This is a genomic window from Clostridioides sp. GD02377 (assembly GCF_045899875.1).
In the GTDB taxonomy this organism is placed as follows: Bacteria; Bacillota; Clostridia; order Peptostreptococcales; family Peptostreptococcaceae; genus Clostridioides; species Clostridioides difficile_A.
In genome coordinates, this window is the sequence record NZ_JBJODA010000001.1 from 191,152 (window position 1) to 213,648 (window position 22,497).

General features: G+C 27.0%; 24 protein-coding genes. 7 read left to right on the top strand and 17 right to left on the bottom strand.

Going from position 1 to position 22,497, the window contains the following annotated elements; translation table 11 throughout:
- Positions 1–7: 7 nt before the first annotated feature.
- The 10 genes from ftsY to Q3304_RS00925 form a co-directional block, all read right to left on the bottom strand.
- Positions 8–1,282, bottom strand: coding sequence for a signal recognition particle-docking protein FtsY (gene ftsY, locus Q3304_RS00880; protein ID WP_054276280.1), 1,275 nt, complete (start codon positions 1,280–1,282; stop codon positions 8–10).
- Positions 1,283–1,308: 26 nt separating this feature from the next.
- Complete coding sequence (gene smc / locus Q3304_RS00885) at positions 1,309–4,863, bottom strand: chromosome segregation protein SMC (RefSeq protein ID WP_407813349.1); 3,555 nt, start codon at positions 4,861–4,863, stop codon at positions 1,309–1,311.
- A 27-nt stretch (positions 4,864–4,890) separates the two neighbouring features.
- Positions 4,891–5,961 carry an elongator complex protein 3 gene (locus tag Q3304_RS00890; RefSeq protein ID WP_407813348.1) on the bottom strand — a complete coding sequence of 357 codons (1,071 nt, stop codon included), beginning with the start codon at positions 5,959–5,961 and terminating at the stop codon, positions 4,891–4,893.
- A gap of 53 nt (positions 5,962–6,014) precedes the next feature.
- A complete protein-coding gene (rnc, locus tag Q3304_RS00895; protein WP_021383953.1) occupies positions 6,015–6,725 on the bottom strand; it encodes a ribonuclease III in 711 nt (236 codons plus the stop codon).
- 163 nt (positions 6,726–6,888) lie between these two features.
- Positions 6,889–7,344, bottom strand: coding sequence for a CD1247 N-terminal domain-containing protein (locus Q3304_RS00900; protein ID WP_054276277.1), 456 nt, complete (start codon positions 7,342–7,344; stop codon positions 6,889–6,891).
- 91 nt (positions 7,345–7,435) lie between these two features.
- On the bottom strand, positions 7,436–7,993 hold the full coding sequence (gene efp, locus Q3304_RS00905; RefSeq protein ID WP_054269745.1) for an elongation factor P: 558 nt from the start codon (positions 7,991–7,993) through the stop codon (positions 7,436–7,438).
- A gap of 311 nt (positions 7,994–8,304) precedes the next feature.
- Positions 8,305–8,835 (bottom strand): hypothetical protein, encoded by a 531-nt coding sequence (locus Q3304_RS00910; RefSeq protein WP_054269744.1) that lies wholly within the window; start codon positions 8,833–8,835, stop codon positions 8,305–8,307.
- Positions 8,825–9,244, bottom strand: a complete 420-nt coding sequence (locus Q3304_RS00915) for a hypothetical protein (RefSeq protein WP_407813347.1) — start codon at positions 9,242–9,244, stop codon at positions 8,825–8,827. Before Q3304_RS00915 ends, Q3304_RS00910 begins: the two co-directional genes overlap by 11 nt.
- A gap of 19 nt (positions 9,245–9,263) precedes the next feature.
- Complete coding sequence (locus tag Q3304_RS00920; RefSeq protein ID WP_407813346.1) at positions 9,264–9,947, bottom strand: hypothetical protein; 684 nt, start codon at positions 9,945–9,947, stop codon at positions 9,264–9,266.
- Positions 9,931–10,293, bottom strand: coding sequence for a hypothetical protein (locus tag Q3304_RS00925; protein WP_407813345.1), 363 nt, complete (start codon positions 10,291–10,293; stop codon positions 9,931–9,933). The genes Q3304_RS00920 and Q3304_RS00925 overlap by 17 nt, the downstream gene beginning before the upstream one ends.
- A gap of 475 nt (positions 10,294–10,768) precedes the next feature.
- On the opposite strand from Q3304_RS00925, the gene Q3304_RS00930 reads away from it, so the two are divergent.
- Positions 10,769–11,176, top strand: coding sequence for a sigma-70 family RNA polymerase sigma factor (locus Q3304_RS00930; protein WP_167649795.1), 408 nt, complete (start codon positions 10,769–10,771; stop codon positions 11,174–11,176).
- A 484-nt stretch (positions 11,177–11,660) separates the two neighbouring features.
- Positions 11,661–11,837, top strand: coding sequence for a DNA-directed RNA polymerase (locus tag Q3304_RS00935; RefSeq protein WP_167641073.1), 177 nt, complete (start codon positions 11,661–11,663; stop codon positions 11,835–11,837).
- 239 nt (positions 11,838–12,076) lie between these two features.
- On the opposite strand, the gene Q3304_RS00940 is transcribed toward Q3304_RS00935, so the two are convergent.
- Positions 12,077–12,586, bottom strand: coding sequence for a VanZ family protein (locus tag Q3304_RS00940; protein ID WP_407813344.1), 510 nt, complete (start codon positions 12,584–12,586; stop codon positions 12,077–12,079).
- Between the two features lie 245 nt (positions 12,587–12,831).
- Here Q3304_RS00940 and Q3304_RS00945 point away from each other — a divergent pair, with 245 nt between their 5' ends.
- Both Q3304_RS00945 and Q3304_RS00950 read left to right on the top strand, forming a co-directional pair.
- Positions 12,832–13,473 (top strand): TetR/AcrR family transcriptional regulator, encoded by a 642-nt coding sequence (locus Q3304_RS00945; protein WP_407813343.1) that lies wholly within the window; start codon positions 12,832–12,834, stop codon positions 13,471–13,473.
- 3 nt (positions 13,474–13,476) lie between these two features.
- Positions 13,477–14,289, top strand: coding sequence for an alpha/beta fold hydrolase (locus Q3304_RS00950; RefSeq protein ID WP_407813342.1), 813 nt, complete (start codon positions 13,477–13,479; stop codon positions 14,287–14,289).
- A gap of 134 nt (positions 14,290–14,423) precedes the next feature.
- Here the strand turns inward: Q3304_RS00950 and Q3304_RS00955 are convergent, their stop codons facing one another.
- Positions 14,424–15,038, bottom strand: a complete 615-nt coding sequence (locus tag Q3304_RS00955; RefSeq protein WP_407813341.1) for a DUF1653 domain-containing protein — start codon at positions 15,036–15,038, stop codon at positions 14,424–14,426.
- Positions 15,039–15,588: 550 nt separating this feature from the next.
- Positions 15,589–15,807 (bottom strand): hypothetical protein, encoded by a 219-nt coding sequence (locus tag Q3304_RS00960; protein ID WP_054276266.1) that lies wholly within the window; start codon positions 15,805–15,807, stop codon positions 15,589–15,591.
- Positions 15,808–16,103: 296 nt separating this feature from the next.
- On the opposite strand from Q3304_RS00960, the gene Q3304_RS00965 reads away from it, so the two are divergent.
- Positions 16,104–16,229 (top strand): hypothetical protein, encoded by a 126-nt coding sequence (locus Q3304_RS00965; RefSeq protein WP_407813340.1) that lies wholly within the window; start codon positions 16,104–16,106, stop codon positions 16,227–16,229.
- 104 nt (positions 16,230–16,333) lie between these two features.
- On the opposite strand, the gene Q3304_RS00970 is transcribed toward Q3304_RS00965, so the two are convergent.
- The gene (locus tag Q3304_RS00970; protein ID WP_054269735.1) at positions 16,334–16,492 is read right to left on the bottom strand and encodes a type I toxin-antitoxin system toxin; all 159 of its coding nucleotides are present in this window, start codon (positions 16,490–16,492) and stop codon (positions 16,334–16,336) included.
- A gap of 331 nt (positions 16,493–16,823) precedes the next feature.
- Between Q3304_RS00970 and Q3304_RS00975 the strand changes: the two genes are divergently transcribed.
- Together Q3304_RS00975 and Q3304_RS00980 are read left to right on the top strand one after the other, a co-directional pair.
- Positions 16,824–18,341: a recombinase family protein gene (locus Q3304_RS00975; RefSeq protein ID WP_407813339.1), complete on the top strand. Its 1,518-nt coding sequence runs from the start codon at positions 16,824–16,826 to the stop codon at positions 18,339–18,341.
- A gap of 22 nt (positions 18,342–18,363) precedes the next feature.
- On the top strand, positions 18,364–18,648 hold the full coding sequence (locus Q3304_RS00980) for a sigma-70 family RNA polymerase sigma factor (protein WP_021383999.1): 285 nt from the start codon (positions 18,364–18,366) through the stop codon (positions 18,646–18,648).
- Positions 18,649–18,743: 95 nt separating this feature from the next.
- Here the strand turns inward: Q3304_RS00980 and Q3304_RS00985 are convergent, their stop codons facing one another.
- The 3 genes from Q3304_RS00985 to Q3304_RS00995 all read right to left on the bottom strand — a co-directional run bounded on the left by Q3304_RS00985 (position 18,744) and on the right by Q3304_RS00995 (position 22,388).
- Complete coding sequence (locus tag Q3304_RS00985; RefSeq protein WP_074178874.1) at positions 18,744–20,408, bottom strand: penicillin-binding protein 2; 1,665 nt, start codon at positions 20,406–20,408, stop codon at positions 18,744–18,746.
- Positions 20,409–20,479: 71 nt separating this feature from the next.
- On the bottom strand, positions 20,480–21,727 hold the full coding sequence (locus tag Q3304_RS00990) for a U32 family peptidase (protein WP_054276262.1): 1,248 nt from the start codon (positions 21,725–21,727) through the stop codon (positions 20,480–20,482).
- The gene (locus Q3304_RS00995; protein ID WP_054269730.1) at positions 21,714–22,388 is read right to left on the bottom strand and encodes an O-methyltransferase; all 675 of its coding nucleotides are present in this window, start codon (positions 22,386–22,388) and stop codon (positions 21,714–21,716) included. The genes Q3304_RS00990 and Q3304_RS00995 overlap by 14 nt, the downstream gene beginning before the upstream one ends.
- Positions 22,389–22,497: the final 109 nt, after the last annotated feature.

The window sequence follows — 22,497 nt, forward strand, 5'->3', positions numbered from 1 at the left end:
AAGAATACTAGTTACCAAATAATGCATCTGAAAATGATTTTGCATCAAAATCTTGCAGGTCTTCTACTCTTTCTCCAACTCCAATAAGTTTTACAGGTACATCTACTTCTGATTTTACTGCAAGTACTACTCCACCTTTTGCAGTCCCATCAAGTTTTGTAAGCACTATACCTGTTATGTCTGCAACTTCTTTAAATGTCTTTGCTTGAACAACTGCATTTTGACCTGTTGTTGCATCTACTACAAGAAGTACTTCACGTTTTGCCTCTGGAAATTCTCTATCTACTATTTTAAATACTTTTCCAAGCTCATTCATAAGATTAGCTTTATTGTGTAATCTTCCCGCTGTATCACATATTAATACATCTGTTTTTCTAGCCTTGGCTGCCTTTATAGCATCAAACACTACTGCTCCAGGGTCTGCTCCTTCTTGATGCTTTATTATATCTACATTCGTTCTATTTGCCCAAATTTCCAATTGCTCTGTAGCTGCTGCTCTAAATGTATCTGCTGCTGCTAATAAAACCTTTTTACCATCTTTTTTGTATTTATTTGCTAGTTTACCTATTGTAGTAGTTTTGCCAACTCCATTTACACCAACCATTAGAATTATACATGGTGCTGGTTCTATATCTAATATAGAGTTTTCATTTGTAAGAATCTCTTCTACTATAGATTTAAGCTCTTCTCTTACTTTCATAGGCTCTGTAATACCTTTTTGCTTTATTTTATCTCTTAGTTTTTCAATTATATCCATAGTTGTATTTACACCAACATCTGCTGTTATTAAAATTTCCTCTAAATCCTCAAGTAAATCTTCATCTACTTTTGTATATGATTTTAAAACCTCATCTATTCTATCAGTTATTCCTTGCTTTGCTTTTGTTAATCCTTGTTTTAACCTTTCAAACAAGTTAACCTTTTTTTCTTCTTTATCTTCCATCTCTTCAGATTCAGTTTCATCATTATAGCTTTCTAATTCTTCTATTTTATCTTCTTTAGAATCATCACTTAAAATAGTTTCTACATCTTGTTCATCAATTTTTAACTGGCCTTCTACTTTTTCATCTTGTTCAGTACTTTCATTAGTAGCATCTTCTTCAGTTTTTTCTTCAATATCTTCTATTTTATCTATAACTTCTTCTTCAAGGCCTGAAAAAATAGTTTCTTCTACATTTTCTAGGTTATCAATACTACTTTCTATTTCTTCTTCTGGCTCAGCATCCTTTTTTTCCAGTTCCTTTTCTTTGTCTTTTCCAAAACCAAATAATTTTTTTAACACTGTTCTTCCTCCTATGTCAATCTAAGTTATATAATATCTGTTATTTCTTGAGCTTCTTTTAATTTTAAGCTAATAACTTTTGAAATGGCTTTTTCTTGCATAGTAACTCCATAAATATAATCAGCAGCTTCCATAGTCCCTCTTCTATGTGTTACCGATATAAATTGTGTTTCTTTAGATAAATCCTTCAAAAACTCTCCAAATCTAAATATGTTTGCATCATCAAGTGGTGCTTCAATCTCATCTAAGATACAAAAAGGTGTTGGTTTTGTAATTAATATAGCAAAGAGTATACTTATTGCTGTTAAAGCTTTTTCTCCACCAGACAATAGATTTAGATTTTTCATTTTTTTACCTGGTGGTTGGGCTGTTATTAGTATATCACTTTCTAATAAATTTTCTTTATCTAAAATAGTTAATTCTCCACAACCTCCACCAAATAATCTCTTATACACATACTTAAAGTTTTTACTTATTTCTTCAAATTTAATCTCAAATTCAGATTTCATATTTTCTTCTAATGTATGTATAAGTTTTTCTATCTCTTCCATAGATTCTTCTAAATCTTGTTTTTGTTCACTATAAAAATCGTATCTTTCTTTTATTTCTTCATATTCCTTTATAGAATCTATATTTATATTTCCAAGACTTCTTATTTCTCTCTTTAAATTTTCTAAGAATTTTCTATCTATATCTAAATTTTCATCTTTTATTTCTAATGCTTGTACTAAAGTCAGCTCATATTGCTCAAATAACTTATTTACATATGTGTCTTGACTAGTCTTTAATCTTTCTAATCTTCCACCAACCTTAAATAAACTTTCTTTAAGTTCTATATGTTGTCTATCTATAGCTTTTAATTCTTTATTGATTTCATCAAAACTATTTTTCAAATCATCTTTAGCTATTTTTCTAGTTTCAAGATTTCTGTTACTATCTCCTAATTGTTTTGTTAGGTTTTCTTTTTCTTTTTCTTCAATAGATATAGAATCTTGCAATTTAATTATTTCTTGTTCTTCATAGTTCAATGATTTTTCTAATTGTTTATTTTTTTCTTCTAGCTCAGAATTTTCTCCAATTATTCTTTCTATATCTCTGACTATACTATTATAAACTTCTCTTTTCTTTACTAAGGTTAAGTTTAATTCATCAAATTGGGACTTTTCCTTATCATATAAATCATTATATTTTTTTATTTCATCATTTAAACTATCAATTTTTTCTTTATTTTGATTGTATATATTATCTAATTCTTCCATATCTTTTTCAACAATATCACTTTTTTCAAGTGTGTAATTTAAATTAGAGTTCAAATCATTCTTTTCATTATCTAACTTAGTAATACTACCTTTTAAAGATTCAATTTCAGATTCAATGTTCTTTATACTTGTACTTTTTATTATTATACTTTTTTCTAAATCTTTTATTTTATTCTCATACGAATTAATTTCATTTTTTATATCTTTTATATCTTTGTCTAGAGACTCTCTTTTTGATTCTAAGTCTGAAATCTCAATTTTAATGTTATTTATCTTTTCTGTATATTCATTGATGTATCTTTTTCTAGATAGTATATTACCATTAGTTTTTAAACTTCCTCCAGTCAAAGAACCTCCTGGATTTAATATTTCACCATCTAAAGTCACTATTTTAAATCTATGACCAGTTTCTTTTGCAAATTTTATACCTTCATCTATATTATTTATAAGTATAGTTCTTCCAAGTATATTCTCAATTATATTTCTATACTTTTCATTAAATGTAATTAAATCACTTGCTATTCCTATAAATTTAGTATTTGCTTTTAAATTTCCTAAACTTATTTTGTTTGATTTAATTATATTTAATGGAAGAAAGGTTACTCTACCTAAATTATTCTGCTTTAAATAATTTATTGCAGATTTAGCACTAAATTCATCATCAGTTATTATATTCTGCATATATGCACCCAAAGCTGCTTCTATAGATTTCTCATATTGTTCAGGTACATTTATAATTTGACCTAGTGCTCCATGAATGCCTTTTAAACTTTTATTTTTTAGGACTTCTTTTACACCTCTATTAAATCCCTCATAATGATTTTCCATATCTACATAGACATTTAATTTTGAATTATATCCATTTAGATTATATTTACTTTTCTGTATTTCATCTTCTAGCTCGTTGTATTTACTAATTGTATCTTGTAAATTAGTTGCTAATTCCCTATTTCTATTATTTACATTCTTTAAATCATCATTTTGCATATTAAATTCTTCACTTATGTTGTCTAATTCAAGAGACTTTATTTCAATACTCTTATTTAATTCTGCTATTTCTGAGCTTATATTTTCATCTCTTATATTCATATTTTCTTTATTTGCATTTAATGTAGACAACTTATTACTAAACTCTTGTTTCTTATTTAATATATCTATTATACTTTCTTTCAATAACTCTATATCGTTATTTAAAGATTCCAATTTCATTTTTTGTTTATCTTTACTAGACTCCAACACTTTTATATTTTCTTGTAAAATAGATAGTTCTTCATTTCCTGATGATTTATTACTTTCTAAGTCTTTTATGTATTGCTTATTTTCATTTAGCTTTTCTTTTATATCATTTATTTCTGAACTTTTTCTATGAATTTCATTCGTGAAATTTCTTATTCTTTCTTTAATTAAATTTATTTGAGATTCTTTTTTTGATATAACCCCTTTAATCGAGTTTATATAATCTACAGACTTTTCAATTACATCTTGTAATACATCTATCTCTTTATTGATGTCTTCTTGTTTTTTCTCTACAATGCTTTTTTGTTCTTCTTTTTCATTAAGTTCTTTTTCAATAACTTTTCTATGCTCATTAACCTCACTTAATTCTTTTTCTGTTCCTTCGATTTCTCTTATAAAGCTATTTACTTCTAATATCTTCAACTTCTCACTTATTTCCAAATACTTTTTTGCTTTTGTCTGTTGATTAAAAAGAGGTTTTAATTGATTTTCAATTTCTATATATACATCATCTATTCTTTCTAAATTCTCTTTTGTATTACTTAAATTTCTTTCTGCTTCCTGCTTTTTATATCTATACTTTGATATACCACATGCTTCATCAAAAACTTTCCTTCTACTTAAAGGATTATTACTTAATATTTCGTCTACTTTTCCTTGTTCTATGATTGAATAACCATCTTTTCCAATACCAGTATCTAAAAAGACTTCTTTTATATCTTTTAATCTACAGCTCTTATTGTTCAGAAAAAACTCACTTTCACCATTTCTATAAGCTCTTCTTCTTATAGTTACTTCTGTAAAATCTAATTCCAATTGATTCTCAGAATTATCAATGGTAAGAGCAACTTCACAGTAATTCATAGGTTTTTTTGTATCTGTACCTGCAAATATTACGTCTTCAAGTTTATCCCCTCTAAGACTCTTAATACTCTGTTCTCCTAATACCCATCTTACAGCATCAGATATATTACTTTTTCCACTTCCATTTGGCCCTACTATAGCTGTTATTCCTTCTTTAAAAATAATATCTGTTTTCACTGGAAAGGATTTAAATCCCTTTAACTCTAGTCTCTTTAAATACAAATCGTTTCTCTCCCTTCATCGTTAAAACTAAAGGTCATAAATGTCATACAATTTTCTATGAATGTCTATCATATTAGCAATAATTAAACTTTTTCCATCTAACACAATTTCTAATTGATTTATATCTAAATCTGATTCTTGTGTTTTTAAAATCACACCAAATTTTTCTTTCATATACTTCACATTTGTTTTTTTATTTCCTATTATCTTAGAAATATTCTTTTTATTTGATTTCACCAACATTTGTTTTACATCTTTATTTTGTAAAATAATAAATTCCAAATAATCTTTTATCATATCAGCTTCTACTAATTCTCTAAATGCAGGGTGATATGGTCCTGCTAAAACAGCTTTCCCAATTTGTATATCATCAGTAGCTTGAAGTCCAACTCTTATTACATTTATATTATTAACATAAAACAATACAAGAACTTTCTTTACTATACTTATACTCTCATCAAGAGTAAATGGACTATACTCATTTTTCTCCATCAATTTTTCAAGCCCTGTATCTTTTACTACTAAAGTTGGATACACTCTAACACAATCTGGTTTTAGCTCTACAAATTTCTTTGCTGTAAATATACATTTTTCTTCTGTATCAGCTGGAAGACCAATCATCATCTGCAAACCAAGTTTAATTCCACTATTTTTTATCATTTTTGAACTCTTATATACAATTTCTGCTTGATGACCTCTTATACTATCTAATAATACTTTTTCATCTAAAGATTGTACTCCTAGTTCAATTATGCTCGTCTTATAGTCTTTTAACATACTTAGTATCTCTTCGTTGATACAGTCTGGTCTTGTAGACATTCTAATATCTTTCACAATTCCTTTTTCTACATATTCTTTGGCAACTGATAACAGACTTTTTTGTATATCAATATCTATCGCAGTAAAGCTACCACCAAAAAATGCTATTTCTACATCAGCATCTTTATCTATAGTCTCTAAACATTCTTCAATTATCTTTCTTGCATCTTCACTTGTAACATCAGTACTCACACCTGTTATTTTTTTTTGATTACAAAATATACAATCATGAGGACACCCTTTGTGAGGAACAAATATAGGTATAATTCTCTTTTTCATCTACAACATCCTTCTAATATAAATATTTCTTTTTATATTTTTACATATTACATTTATTTTTCCCATAATTTTTTCTTTAAAGCTACTTTAGCAGCTAATTGTTCAGCTTCTTTTTTACTCTTACCTTCTCCTATACCCAGAACATCTTCATTGATTCCAACTTCCATTACAAATCTTTTATTATGGTCTGGCCCTTTTTCTTCTATAAGCCTGTACCAAATATTATTTTCGCCATTCCCTTGTAACACTTCTTGAAGATGTGTTTTATAGTCTCTGAATATATTTCCTTTTCTTGAATCATAAATTATATTTTCCATATAATTCAGTATAAACTGTCTTGCACTTTCAAAGCCTCCATCAAGATATATCGCAGCTATTACAGCTTCAAATGCATCTGCTAGTATTGAAGTTCTATGTCTTCCTCCAGTTGCCTCTTCTCCTCTGCCTAATAACATGTGAACACCTAAATTTATATCATTAGCTACTTCACTCAATGAATCTTCACAAACTATATTTGCTCTAAGTTTAGTTAGTTCCCCTTCGGGTAGATTAGTTTCTTCATTGAATAAATAATCACTTATCACTATACCTAAAACTGAATCCCCTAAAAACTCCAATCTTTCGTTAAAATTATATTTTTTATTTTCATTAGAATATGAACTATGAGTAAGAGCTTCTAGTATATATTCTTTATTTTTAAATTTATAATTTATAACATTTTCAAATCTTTGTATATTATCTAGTAATTTTTTACTTATTTTCATAACTACATCCCTCCAAAATCCTATTCTATAAATTCTAGTGTACTATTTTTGTCCAAGTATTGCAAAACCAAAATACACAATACCCTTCCTCATAAAAATAAAACTACCTATGAAACAAAATTATCTCATAGGCATCATAGGCAGTTTTATTTCTTATGAATTTTTACTCTCTATCATCACAACTTGAACAACCACCACATGCACAATCATCATCACAATCATCTTCTGATGATAATATTACAGCCTTACAATCAGGACAAACAACATCCACTTCATCATCATATAATAAATCTTCGTCTATTTCTACTAACTCTCCACAATTTGGGCATTCCATTTCTATATAGCTGAAGTCCTCATCGTCATCATCTTCATCGTCTTCATAAAGATCATCTTCCATGTCAGCGATTTCTTCTTCTAAATCTGCTAAATCTTCATCTATAGATTCAACAAAATCTTGAAGTTCTTCTTGCTCTTCATCCAATGTTACAATAGCATCTGCAAATACTTCTAATGCATCAACTATTTTATGTATCATTTTCCCTTCTTTGCTTTCAGCACTTATTTCTAGTCCTTCTGCTAGGCCTTTTAAGTATGCAACTTCTTCATATAAATGTTTCATGTAACACCCCTCGCTTTCTTTTTTATATATAAACTAAAAGCTCATATATCTTATATTATTAAGACATATAAGCTTTTATATACATAAAGTTTTATACTCTTGATAAATATTCACCTGTTCTAGTATCTATCTTTACTTTATCTCCAGTATTTATAAATAATGGAACTTGAACAACTGCTCCAGTTTCAACTGTAGCTGCTTTAGTTACATTACTTGCTGTATCACCTTTTATACCAGGCTCTGTATCTATAACTTCTAACTCTGCAAAGTTTGGAGCTTCCACTTGGAATGGTTGCCCTTGATAAAATCTTATTGTAGCAACTTCATTCTCTTTTAAGAACTTAATTGCATCTTCAACTTGCTCATAGTTTAATGGTATTTGTTCAAAATTTTCTTGGTCCATAAAATAATATAACTCACCATCATTGTATAGATATTGCATTTGTCTTGTATCTATAACAGCTTTAGGGAATTTTTCACTTGGATTGAAACTTTCTTCTCTTATAGCTCCTGTTTTTAAGTTTCTGTATTTAGTTCTAACGAAAGCAGCTCCTTTACCTGGCTTAACGTGTTGAAAATCAACTACTAAACATGGTTGTCCATCTTTTTCAAATGTAACACCTTTTCTAAAATCACCTGCTGATACCATTTCTTGTTCCTCCATATTAAAATAAATTTCTTATTTTTTAGTAAATTTTACATTACTATGCCTTTAAAATTATATCTCTTACTTGAATTCTGTCAAGTCAGGATTACAAATTTTTACTAATATCATAATATCATAAGTTATACAATATAAACAAGTATTTGGCAAATTACTTATTCTATATTTTTATTATTCTCCTCTACAATCTTAGTCTATACATTTTATATATTGATATTATTTAATTATATAGTTCTCAATAATTACGCTTTATATGATTTATTGATGTTATTTCTTTTTCTCAAACTTATGTGTTTTCATATGCTTTCACTAAAATTCCATATTTTTATTTTGAATTTAGTTTCATAGTTTTGACTACGTTTTGATAATTTCAATTTTATATTAACATATTGGCCATTATTGGACATCGACACATACATTTCATCTACATAATCTCCAATTTCATAACCACCTGCTTGACTACTTTCACCATTTAAAGAATTTACAAATAGCTTATTTCTTCTTTCATTTAATATAATTTCTTTGTTACTTATATATTCCTCATTATCAGTTAAACCTTCATCCACATATCTGCATTTTATAGATGTTGTTCTTTTAAAACTTTCTTCATTATTAGATAGATTTATTATTCCCATAGAATTACTAATAATTCCTTCCATAGATTTTACAATTTCAAGACTTTGTTGTTGTAATTCTATGTTATCTTCTATTTTAAGTTTTAAATTTATTGTAATCACAAATACAGAATATAAAACCATTATCAATATTACAATTGAAGCTAATGATACTATACTTTCTAAAAGTAAGTAACCATGTTTACGTTTCATATTTTCCCTCTTTCAGAAGTACTCTTCCACTTACGGGTGTTATTGTTATAGTTTTTCTTAGTCTATGATTATATATCTCTATTGTAGATGCTTTTTGAGGTGAGCCATCAGATTTAAATTTTATTATATCTATACTTCTTGCTATCTTTACATTTTTAGGTAGTACTATAGATTTAATATTTTTACCATCTTTTCTCAATACATATCCTTCTTGTTTATCTTGATTTATATAATATATATATGTATCATAATCACTAAACATATTAATTCTTCTAACATATCTTATATCTGAGCAGAGTTGATGTGCAAATAAATTTATCTTTTGATTTTCAAGATTATCTTTTGGAAACGATAATGTAGCTATCAATAATATTATACTAATAGATACCACTAATTCTACTACAGTCACATTCCTTCTTTTTTCAAAGTTATACACCTCTATACTTATACACATGTACTAAATTTTTTTCATCAAAATTCTTTTTTATATTTTCAATTATATCTTGTTTAATTTCTTCGTCTGTAGACTCTTCATGTTCTTGATTATTCATATTTTCACTCGCATCTTCAAATTCATTTAAGATTTCATTTTCTTCAAATAGCTTATATTCATTAAACACCTTACTATGAGACTCATCCATATAATCTTCAATATCAATCCCTACCCATGGATTTTTAATTTTCACCCTCACTTTTATGACTTTTAAAAAGTTTTTCTCTTTAACTGTACTTGTTATATCTAATTCAAAAAAATCTCCTCTATCATATATAGTATTATTCTCTACCTTTAAAGAAACTTTGTCTAAGTTGCTATAAGATGTATCTTTTATTTTTTTTATACAATTAATCATATTATTTCCTAAGAAATATGTTTTAAATTCGTCTTCATTATTTGATATATTAATAGCTTCCTTTACACAAGAATATACATTACTTATTGATAGTTCTATTCCACTCAAAGAAGTTTCTTTTAATTGAATGTCCTTACATTCTAACTCATATATATTATTATGTGTATAAATTAATCCTATAGACATAATGCACACAGTACTTATAATAGAAAATATTATCAATGTCATTATTAATATAGAACCTCTATTGTCTAGTAACATAACTAGTAAACCTCAATTTTTTAAAATTATTTTTTATTTCTATATTTATTTCATAACATTGATAATAATCTAAAATTTGTTTTACTGTACTGATAACTTCATATCCATTTATGTAATTTTTATTTGTTCCATTCTCAATCAACTCATATTTACTATTTTTTATTCTGTACTTTTCATCTTCCATATATTTTTTTACAGTGCTTAACATTTCTCTATCAGATTCATTTCTACATACAAAACTATAGCAACTATATAAAGATGTCGACACTAAATAAACAGTAACATATAATATAGCAATACTTATTATACATTCGATTGATATAAAACCATTCTTTTTTGTTTTCAATAATAAAAACCTCTCAATAATTTTTTGTATATAAAAAGTATATAAAAATTTAACTATAAATTTTCTTTATAAATATCTTATATAATTTTTTTCATTTTAGTACACCACCTTCATTTTTAATAATATTAACTACCCCTACTAATCTAGCTTTGTAATCAATATCATCCAAATAAACAATTATGCATGATTAGTGAAAAACTTTGTTTCACTGTTTATAATCCTTTCTCCTTTATATTTATTGACATTTAAATTTCAATTTATACTGAATAAGTTAATAATTCCTTCGTCTTGTTTCATATATATACAACAAAAATTTAAACTTAAGTTCTCATTTTTTATGTTATATAATGGTCAAAAGTTTGTAAATATATGTTTTAAATTCTAAAAGTATACATATTATTTTATTAGATAACAGTCAACTTGGATAAGTCTTCTTCATATAATTTAAAGTGACCGTTGAAAAGGGGGTGACCTATTGGCAGCTCTTAAATCTTTTGAAAAACCCTTAACCCCTGAAGAAGAGATTGAGTATTTAACTAAATTTAAAATAGAAAATGATAAAAGTGCAAAGGATACATTGATTGAAAGAAACATGAGATTAGTAGCTTATATAGCAAAAAAATATAATAATTCGACGGAAGACCAAGATGATTTAATATCCATAGGTACAATAGGATTAATAAAAGCTATAGAAACTTATAACATAGATAAAGGAACTCGATTAGCAACATATGCTTCTAGATGTATTGAAAATGAGATTTTAATGAATATTAGATCCAACAAAAAAAATAAAACTCAAGTATCTCTACAAGACCCTATCGGAACAGATAAAGAAGGTAATGAAATAAATACTACTATTTATATGTATTACTCTGTTGTGTAAAATAAGCTCATATCAAAATTTTTTCTTAATTATATCAAACAAAAATACATATCAATTATATTGTTAAGTATAAGCATATATTTTTTAATCTTTTAAAAATCTAACTAAATCAGCTAATTTTTTTAGGTATTACCTTACCACTATATAATACCCAAATCATACTCTTAAATAAATTGTTATACATATAGCAAACAAGTATTTTATATTAAAACTAGAAATATTCTATTTTAATAGTTTTTTCATCTTTGTCATTTTATGGATATTAATGTATATTTTATTATTATAAAAAATAATAAAATTTTATAAAATATTCCATATTATACTTTTTTCTATAAATATTTTATATATAGCCTTTATTTTTTTATTAAAATGCATTATAATAAGAAAATAAAGGTCAAGTTGATAGAGTTTTAACAATTATTATTTTCAGAAAAATTACACTATTGAATATATTAAGAATAATCAGAGACGGAGGAATTAAAATATGAGCGTAATCGTATTATGTAGTTGTTGTGGAAAAGAAATAGATGAATATAGAAATAAATATATAACTTATTATGATAAAAGTACCAATGCAGACATCAAGGTTTGTATTAATTGTGCTTTAGATTTATTAGAAAAGACAAAAGAAAATCAAGAATTAAATATTCAAAATTTTTAAGATATAATACTTCCATGATAATTTATGAAAACACCTATATATAGATATGACCCTATCAAGTAAATACTATAAAAAGCACATTAAATGGCATGAGTACGATATTCAACTGGACCCACGCCATTTAATGTGCTTTTATTTATAATTAAATTCTTATACAATTGTATTTTACTATTTATTATAAGTTTATTATTACTCCTGATTAATCACATCATCATTATTAATATACACTTTAATTGGCTTTATAAGTTTGTAATAATAAGCAATCCTAAAAATAATATCACAACAACTGTCACAATCAATGCTAGTATATTTATTATTTTTATTGCCTTGCCCTTAAATATTTTTGACAATAACACAAAAACTGCTATTCCTATTATTCCTCCTAATGTATTTCCTATCAAATCGGTTATATCACTTGCACCTATTGCAAATATATATTGAAGTGTTTCAAAAACTAAACTTGCTAAAAAAATAGGTACAACCTTTTTTATAAAACCCCACTCTCCTTTTAGCATACATAAATATATCCCAAATGGTGCAAATACAACTACATTTAATATAATCTCTGATATGTCTACTCTATTATTAACTATAAGTGAACCAGCAAAAGGCACTAAGTTTATACTTCTAAGATTCATTGCTTCAAGTGATGAAATATCAAATTGCATCTTAAATAATATTATCCATGTCAAAATGATTATATATACTATAAACAATCCTTTTGTAATATTATATTTTCTAGCTTTCATTCATTGCCTCCTTACTATATCATTGTATTAAGTTCTTAATACAATGATATAGTAATACAATTTGTATGTCAACTATTTCTTTAGTCCTTATAAAATTACATGAATCATACTATTTACACATTGATAGATTTTCTTTAAAGTATGTTGACAGAAAAATAGATACAGGATATACTCATTTAGTGACCACATGGTCACCATTTAAAACTAATCAGTGACCACATGGTCATTTGAAAAGGAGAGTTCTTATGCCTACTAATATATTTCTTGAACTAGATGAAGAAAAACGTAACAAGATTACTAGGGTTAGTATTGATGAATTTGCTAAATATGGATATGAAAATAGTTCAACAAATAGAATTGTCCAAAATGCAGGTATTAGCAAGGGAAGTCTTTTCAAATACTTTAAAAATAAGGATGAATTGTACTTCTATATACTCGATTCTGTTACACAAGAGCTTATTGTGAGTTTAGCAAAGGAAATAGATTTTCTTCCAAAAGAGTTGTTCGAAAGAATCATTAAATATTCAGAATTGGAATTTGATTGGTATATTAAGCACCCTAATGAATATAAATTGATTGCTACTGCATTTACCAAAAGTAATACTGAAATCTATCAAAAAGTTGAAGCACAGTATGACCTGGAAGGCCAAAGCATTTATTATAAGCTATTGTATGATGTAGACACATCAATACTTAGATTTGATAAGAAAAAGAGTATTGATATTTTAAAATGGTTTTTAACTGGGTTTAATGAAGATTTTTTGTCTCATATTCAGATACAAGAAAATACAAATATTGATAACATACGACAGAAATATGTTAATAGCCTTACAGACCACATAACAATCTTAAAATGTGGACTTATTAGTGAAAAGAAAGAGGTGTAAAATATGTTTTATGGTTCTCGATTCCATCAAGTAGTAGTAGACAAGGAAACAGTGAATTATATTGAGTTTGGAAAAGGCCAAAAACCACTGATTATCTTGCCAGGTTTGGGGGATGGACTTTCCCCAATTCATGGGCAGATACAGGCAATCGCTTTTGCATTGAGTTATAAGCAATTTGCTCAAAAGTTTAAGGTGTATATGTTCAGCAGAAAAAACTGTTTGAAAGAAGGTTATTCTACAAGAGATATGGCTAGAGACCAAGCAAAAGTCATGAAAACTCTTGGGATTTTAAAGGCAGATATTATGGGAGTATCTCAAGGTGGAATGATAGCACAATATCTTGCTGCCGATTATCCAGATTTAGTTAATAAACTTATGCTGGTGGTTACCTCATCAAAACAAAATGAAACCATACAAGAAGTCGTTGGTAGTTGGATGAAGATGGCAGAGCAAAGTGATTATAAGAGTCTAATGATTGACATAGCAGAAAAATCATACTCAGAAAAATATTTAAAAAAATATCGTTTTTTCTATCCGCTTCTTGTAAATATTGGCAAACCAAAAGATTTTAGAAGATTTCTTATACAAGCCACTTCATGTATTGAGCATAATTCCTATTCTAAATTGGATAAAATATCATCTCCAACCTTAATTATTGGAGGCGACAATGATAGTATTGTAGGGACAAAGTCATCTTTAGAATTAGCAGAAGGAATCAAGAATAGTGAATTATTTATATACAAAGGTCTTGGCCACGCTACCTATGAAGAGGCAAAAGACTTTAATAATCGAGTTTTAAACTTTCTAATGAAGTAAGACAAAGCCACATAGACCTAGTATTTATGTGGCTTTACGGCATTTTGTAAAACATACTTTATTGTTGAAGTTGATAGTATATTCTACAATTTTTTATAGTATCAATATGACCTTAGTAGAAACATCATAGTTAACTACTCAAACTCCTCAAATCTATACTCTTGTGCTGTATTAAGATACTTTTCTTTATCTACTTTAGACAGAAAAATATCTATTGGCCTTGCAAATGCTCCAGTTCCACTATATAAAGACTTATAAATCACTAGTTCTTCACAATCTATTTCTTTTTGATGATAGAAATTGCCATCTGAGTCTTTATATATAATCACAATATCATTAGTTTCAGTATGTACTGCATTAAATCCATTTTCTGCTACCAAATAATAACTATCAACTTCAAACAATGATTTATTAAGTTCAAAATAAGCAACAGGCTTACTAATTCCTATAGTTACATAAAAGCCACCTTTAAAATGCTTATATATATATGGATATTTCACTTTTCTTTCCTTAGATATTTTCATGTCTAAAGCTTTAACCATTATATCTACAGTATCAGATACCCTAAAATTTTTAATATCTTTATATAAACAACTATTATTATTTAAATCATAGTTATTTATATAAAATTCACAATCACTACAGTTTAGATTATCTCCTTTTCTTGATTTTTTCATAAAATCATTGCAGTGTTTCTCCATTTTATATAAAACTTTATGTAACTCTAATAATAACTCATTTTTAGCCACTACTTAAATCCTCCTAATTCACCCATTTCATATTCATATTATTTTTTTAACTAGTATCTTTATAATTTCAATTATTTAATATATCTTATATAAAACTCCTTTAATATTTAAATAACACATTAACCTATTGATTATAATTTTATTTGTTACTACAAATAAGATATATGTTTTCAGTAAAATTCTTCTCACAGTTAGAATGTATATCCAATATTTATGGCAAATAATATACAAGCTCAATTTTTTTGCATATTACAATTGTCATGATTCAACTTCTATAATACATCTTACATAAGCTTTTTACACTTCAAGTTTTCTTCAAGTTTTATTGCTATTATTAAATCTTCTACATATTTCATAACCTAACATTAACTATGAATCATAAATTCTTTTATAATTATAGATTCAATTATTTTTATAAAATAAAAATTCCTTTTAAATTTCTTCGCTTTTATCTTATATCAACTAAGTAAATTAATATCCTAGTTGTTTAAAAATACTTGTCCAACTTTATACCAAAGAAGCGCTAAATAGTAGCAACTTCTATACTTTATTAACATTCTACTGTATCAGCTTTTTTCATTGATATATTAATGGCTACTTCTTTAGCTACAGCATCAAATTCTTCCCATCTTCTTTTATTCTCTTCATTAGAAATACGCGGATATATTATATAGACTTCTGTACTTTGATTAGCTATAATCTTTTCATCATACTCTATATCTTTTTCTGTATCATATTTAAATGGTTTAAATTGTTGTAGTATTTTCACAATATCACCCCTTGTTATAAAATATGAGTCCATATACTTGTCTTATACTCAATATATATCTTGTTTTTAGAATTTTAATTTGACATGTATTTATTATCTTAATTTAGATTTTAAAATTAGAAATATAGTACTATGAACAATCACTACAATCATAGATACATTGTATTCAATTTATGTTGTAACCTTATTTTGCAGGAGTTGGTGGGTATTGAGAAAGAAATGTTGTTAAATTAAAACAGATAAATGTATTAAACAGAGCTTAATAATAACAAAACAATACATGAGTGAGAAATATTATGGAAAAAATGAAAGGATGCTTAATATTTATAGATATAGTCACTTTAATAGGTGAAGGAAAAGAACAAATTTCTAGGAAAACTAATGGTATAAAAACTACATTATATACTTTTACTATGGAGTAAAATTATTATTTTTGAATATTTATACCAATTTGTGATATAATAAAAGCAAGAAGAACTGCAATCTATGTGGTGTAGAGTGAAGTTCGTGATTAAAAAACTAGAAATTATTTAAACTTATGGAATTTGATTTTAAAGTCAAATTCCCAACCACTCTTAGTGCCAGCTTTGAGTGGTTTTTTACGTTTTCTAAATAACTTACTTATCAAGTAAACTATATAGCTAGCCATAATACTGGCTAATATACTTAGTAAAAAATTATCCATACATAATCACCTCCCTTCTTAAAATGGGGAGGATAATCCTTTGTTTGTATGAACTCCACTCTTAGATTGTAGGTTACAACTTCTTGCTAGAATTATTATAACATATTCTGGTAACTTATATAATTAAAAACACCTGTTTAAGGTAATAAATGACTAGATCAGATAATGGCTTTACAGCAAATATTATAAGTAAACTTTAGACTATACCAACATATGCTATCAATTCATGCGATATTTTAATACTATTTTTACAATCTTAACTAATTTTGCTTAACATGAAATATCTCCTTATATAACTAATATACTATATTTAAGGAGTGTGATTACTTATATGAGTGTTGCTATATACTTAAGAAAATCCCGTGCTGATGAAGAGGCAGAAAAGCAAGGAGAATTTGAAACTCTAAGCAGACATAAATCAACTCTATTAAAACTAGCAAAAGACCAAAATCTAAATGTACTCGAAATAAAAGAAGAACTGGTATCTGGAGAAAGTATAATACATAGACCAAAAATGATTGAACTTCTAAAAGAAGTTGAAGAAAATAAATATGATTCAGTATTAGTAATGGATTTAGACAGACTTGGTCGTGGAGATATGAAAGACCAAGGTATAATCTTAGAAACTTTTAAAGAAAGTAAAACTAAAATTATAACACCTAGAAAAACGTATGACTTAACAGATGAATTTGATGAAGAATACTCAGAATTTGAAGCATTTATGGCAAGAAAAGAACTAAAACTTATATCAAGAAGAATGCAAAGAGGAAGAATAAAATCAGTTGAGGAAGGAAATTTTATAGGTACTTCTGCCCCATTTGGATATGACGCTGTAACTACAGGCAGAAAAGAAAGAATTCTTGTACCAAATAAAGATGCTGATGTAGTTAGAACTATCTTTGACCTATATATTAATGAAGATATGGGTTGTAGTAAAATATCTAAATATCTAAACAATCTAGGAATTAAAACTGCTACAGGTGCTAGTTGGTATAACTCCGCAATAACAAATATAATAAAAAACAAAGTTTATTGTGGTTATATACAATGGCGAAAGAAAGATTATAAAAAATCCAAAAATCCAAATAAAATAAAAACAGTTAAATTAAGACCTAAAGACGAATGGATTGAAGCGAAAGGTAAACATGAACCTCTAATAAGTGAATTGGTTTGGAAAAAAGCTCAGAATATACTTAATAAAAATGGTCATGTTAGTTATGGTAATCAAATAAAGAATCCACTTGCAGGCATAGTAATCTGTAAAAACTGTGGTAGACCTCTAGTATATAGACCATATACAGACCATGACTATATAATTTGTTATCATCCTGGTTGTAATAAGAGTTCTCGCTTTGAATTTGTTGAATCTGCTATTTTGAAGTCATTAGAAGATGCAGTAAAAAAATACCAGTTAAGAATATCTGATATAGATTTAAAGAAAAGTAATACTGATAATAATATAGAATTTCAAAAACGAGTATTGAAAGGCTTAGAAACTGAATTAAAAGAATTAGGAAAACAAAAAAATAAGTTGTATGATTTATTAGAACGTGGCATATATGATGAAGATACATTTATTGATAGGTCTAATAATATAGATTCAAGAACTGAAGAAATTAAATTTTCAATAGAAACACTAAAAAATAAATTAGATATAGTTAAAAAAGATACTTCAAAAATGATAGAAGATATTAAAACAGTTCTATCTCTTTATCATGATTCAGATTCTCTTGGAAAAAATAAACTTTTGAAATCTGTCATTGATAAAGCTGTTTATTACAAATCTAAAGAACAAAAACTAGATTCCTTTGAGTTAACAGTCCATCTGAAATTATATGAAAAGCAGTGATATCAATAACATATAAAGCGTAGTGTGTAATGAAATAAGTCTTTTAGATATACTTGGTACAGAAGCTAACCATGTTCTTGATGAGGTTGAGCTAAAAGTTCAAGTCGGAAAACTTTATGAGCAACTAAACAAAATTCTTACTCCTAGAGAAAGAGAAATTGTACAGTTAAGATATGGGTTAACTCCTTATGGGTATAAAACGCAAAGAGAAATTGCACAAAAACTCGATATATCGAGGTCATATGTATCTAGAATCGAAAAAAAAGCTCTTAAAAAACTAGAAAAAGAGCTTGTTCAAGAAAGTTAATATTATAATTTTTAAAAGGATATATCGTAATAGTATTAGACATAGTCTTTAATCTAAAAATTACGATATATCCTTAAATTTTATAATATATAATTTTATTGTATGCTTTCACATATTTCTTTAAATATAGGTATTGCAGATTTACTTCCTTTTTGAGTTCCTTCTACTAACACAGTTATTACATACTTAGGTCTTTCTTCAGGATAAAATCCAGTTATCCATCCATGGTCTATTGCTTTTTTATTTAAACTACTTTGAGCTGTACCAGTTTTAACTCCACATCCACCTTCTAAATCCTTTAAGTCTTTAGCTGTACCATCCTTAGACACAGACTTCATAATCTCTTTAACTTGTGTACACACATAAGGAGAAATCAGTTCTTCCTTTTTTGAAGACTTATAAGTTTTTATTGTATTCATATTATTATCCACAAGACTTTTATATAAATATAATGGTTTGAATGTTCCATTATTAGCCATTATTTGAGTCATTTGATTTATTTGAAGTGGTGTAAATTCTATATTTTCTTGTCCTATAGCTAAATTTCGTATTGATATGTTTTTGGGAGCTTCTCTAACTTTTTCTTCATCAAGACCAATATCAACCTTTTCAAATAAATGCAGTCTTTCAGCAGATTTAAGTATCTTTTCTTTGCCAAGTTTCATAGCTATATCTAAAAATGCAGGATTACATGAATTAGAAAAAGTTTGTCTTAAATTTTGGAAACCATGACCATTTATTTTATTACATCGTAATATTTCATTAGTATTTCCAACTTTAGTCTTTCCTGTACAGTTATAAGTATAATTCTCATCTACAACACCATTTTCAAGTGCAGAAAATAAAACTACCATCTTAAATACAGACCCTGGTGGATATGTAGCCTTTATAACTCTATTTTCAAATTCTCCATTTTTTCCTTTCAAACTTTTTGATATATCATTCTGGTCAAAATTAGGTCTAGAACACATTGCAAGAATTTCACCTGTAGAAGCTTCTGAAATTACCACTGCTGTAGGGTTTTCTTCTTTATCTAGTATCTGTTCTAATTTTTTCTGAATATCATAATCAATTGTAGTTTTTAGATGTCTATCTTTAGCCTTATCATCAATAGTTTTTACACTTCCCTTTAGTATGTTTAGAGATTTTTCATTTCCTGCATCTCCAGCTTTAAAAGCACTTATATACTTTTCATTTGAATTTCTAAGCACACTGTCCATACTTTTCTCGATTCCTGCTTGTCCTGACTTATCATCCTCTTTTATATATCCTATTGTATGTGACAATAAACCATCTTTTGAATATCGCATAGTTTTTTCTTCTATCATTATTCCATTTTTCTCAAGCTCTTTTTTCATTCTATTATCGATATCTTTAGCCTGAATTTGTATTATAGGATGTGTTAATTGTTCTTGTATAGCCTTATATATATCCAAATCTTTCATCTTAGTAGCTTTCTTAACCAGCTCTAAAATCTTATAGTTATTATTTAATTTTTCTTTTTCAACTACCAATACCTGAGTTTTACTTGTATCTGTAAGTTTTTTGTTATTTCTATCATAAATTATTCCTCTTCCACTATTTAACTCTACTTTCTCAACACTTTGCGATTCTACACTCTGTTTGTATTTATCACCTTTTAATACTTGTATATCAACTAGTCTATAAATTAAAGCACTATAAATTATCAAAATTATAGTAAATATATACCAGCTTCTCTTTCCCACTTTTTTCAAAAATGGAGTCTTCTTTTTTGACATGAAATCACCCCTTAGATAATTTCATTATTGACAATTTCTAAGGGGCTAATACTATCTTTATCAAATTTTTATTATTCTTCAACCTTCTCTTCTATAACTTTTCTAAGCATATAATCCTTACCAACTTTTACTGATAACTTTAATTTAACTATTTGTCTAGGATGAGGAGCTGACTCTATAGCTTCTCCTTCTTCATTATACATTTCTTCAATTTTAGTGAACATAGTTTCTTTATATGGTCCCATGACCTCTATTTCATCACCAACACACATTTTATTTCTTTGCTCAACTACAATAAGACCGTCTTCATCTTCTGTTTCTCTAACTATACCTATAAAATCATAGTTTCTAACATATGATGCTGACTGATAATTTTGGTCTTCTGTTGTTGGTTTATTCAAGTAAAAACCTGATGTAAAATGTCTATGGCTACCTTTTTTTAATTCTTCCATCCACATTGGATTGAATTTCCAGTTTTCTGGGTCTTTATAAAATTCATCTATTGCCATTCTGTATGCTCTTACAACAGTAGCTACATAGTATGAAGTCTTCATTCTACCTTCTATCTTTAAACTTGTTATACCAGATTTGATTAATTCTGGTATATACTCTATCATACATAAATCTTTTGAATTAAAGAAGAACGTTCCTCTTTCATCTTCATATATTGGGAAATACTCACCAGGTCTTTTTTCTTCTACTAAATGATATTGCCATCTACAAGACTGAGCACAAGAACCTTTATTTGCATCTCTTCCAGTCATATAATTACTTATTAGGCATCTTCCAGAATAAGAGATACACATAGCTCCATGCATAAATGCTTCTATATCCATGTCTAAAGGTGTCTTTGCTCTTATCTCAGATATTTCATCAAAAGATAATTCTCTTGCCACTACAACTCTTTTTATTCCATGCTCATACCAAAATTTTGCACTTAAATAGTTAGTTGTATTTGCTTGTGTACTTAAATGTATTTCCATATTTGGAATTACTTTTTTGATAACACTAAGAACTCCTGGGTCAGCTATTATGACTGCATCTATTCCTATCTCTTCTAATTCCAATAAATAATCTTCTAATTGTAGAAAATCTTCATTATGAGGTATTATATTTACTGTTACAAATACTTTTTTTCCTCTTTCATGTGCAAAAGCTACTCCTTCTGCCATATCTTCCTTACTAAAATTCTTTGCAGCAGACCTCATTCCAAAAATTTCTCCACCTATATAAACAGCATCTGCTCCATATGTTATAGCTATTTTTAATCTCTCCAAATCACCTGCTGGAGCTAAAAGTTCAACTTTATTTAATTCCATCTACGTCACCTCTTTTACTTTCTTTATAACTTAGTGCTACACCATCACCTATTGGTATTAATGATGTACTTAAATAGTCACAATTACATATATAATCTAAATAATTTCTCATTCTTTTTACTATGGTTTTCTTTCTTCTTATAACGAAATCATCATGTGCAACCATACCTTTATATAAAATATTATCAGATACTAAAAGTCCACCATCTTTTAATTTATCTATAACTAAATCAAAGAACAACTTATATTGACCTTTAGCTGCATCTATAAATATAAGGTCAAATTCACCTTGGACTTGACTAAGTTTTTCTTCTGCATCTCCTTCTAGTATAGTTATGTTATCGTCAAATCCAGCTAATTTTATATTTACTTTTGCTTTTTCTATCATTTTTTCATTTCTTTCAACAGTTATTATATCTGCATCTTTTCCTATAATAGTTGCAAAAAAAATAGAAGAATAACCAATTGCACATCCTACTTCTAAAACTCTCTTTGGCTTTTGAATCTTTAATAAGACTTTTAATAAATCTGAGACTTCTTTATGTATTATAGGAACGCTATTTTCCTCTGCATAAATTTCTAAGTCTTTTAAAAGTCCTTCTTTTTCTTTTAATGTCACTCTTATATAATCTTCAACTAAGTCATTAACTATATTACTCATAAAAACACTCCCTAAAATAATAAATATTAAAAAATTGTCTTAATTTATTATTTTTTAAATTCATATTGTTATATATGTTTACACTTTCTTTATTATAAATCTAAGAATA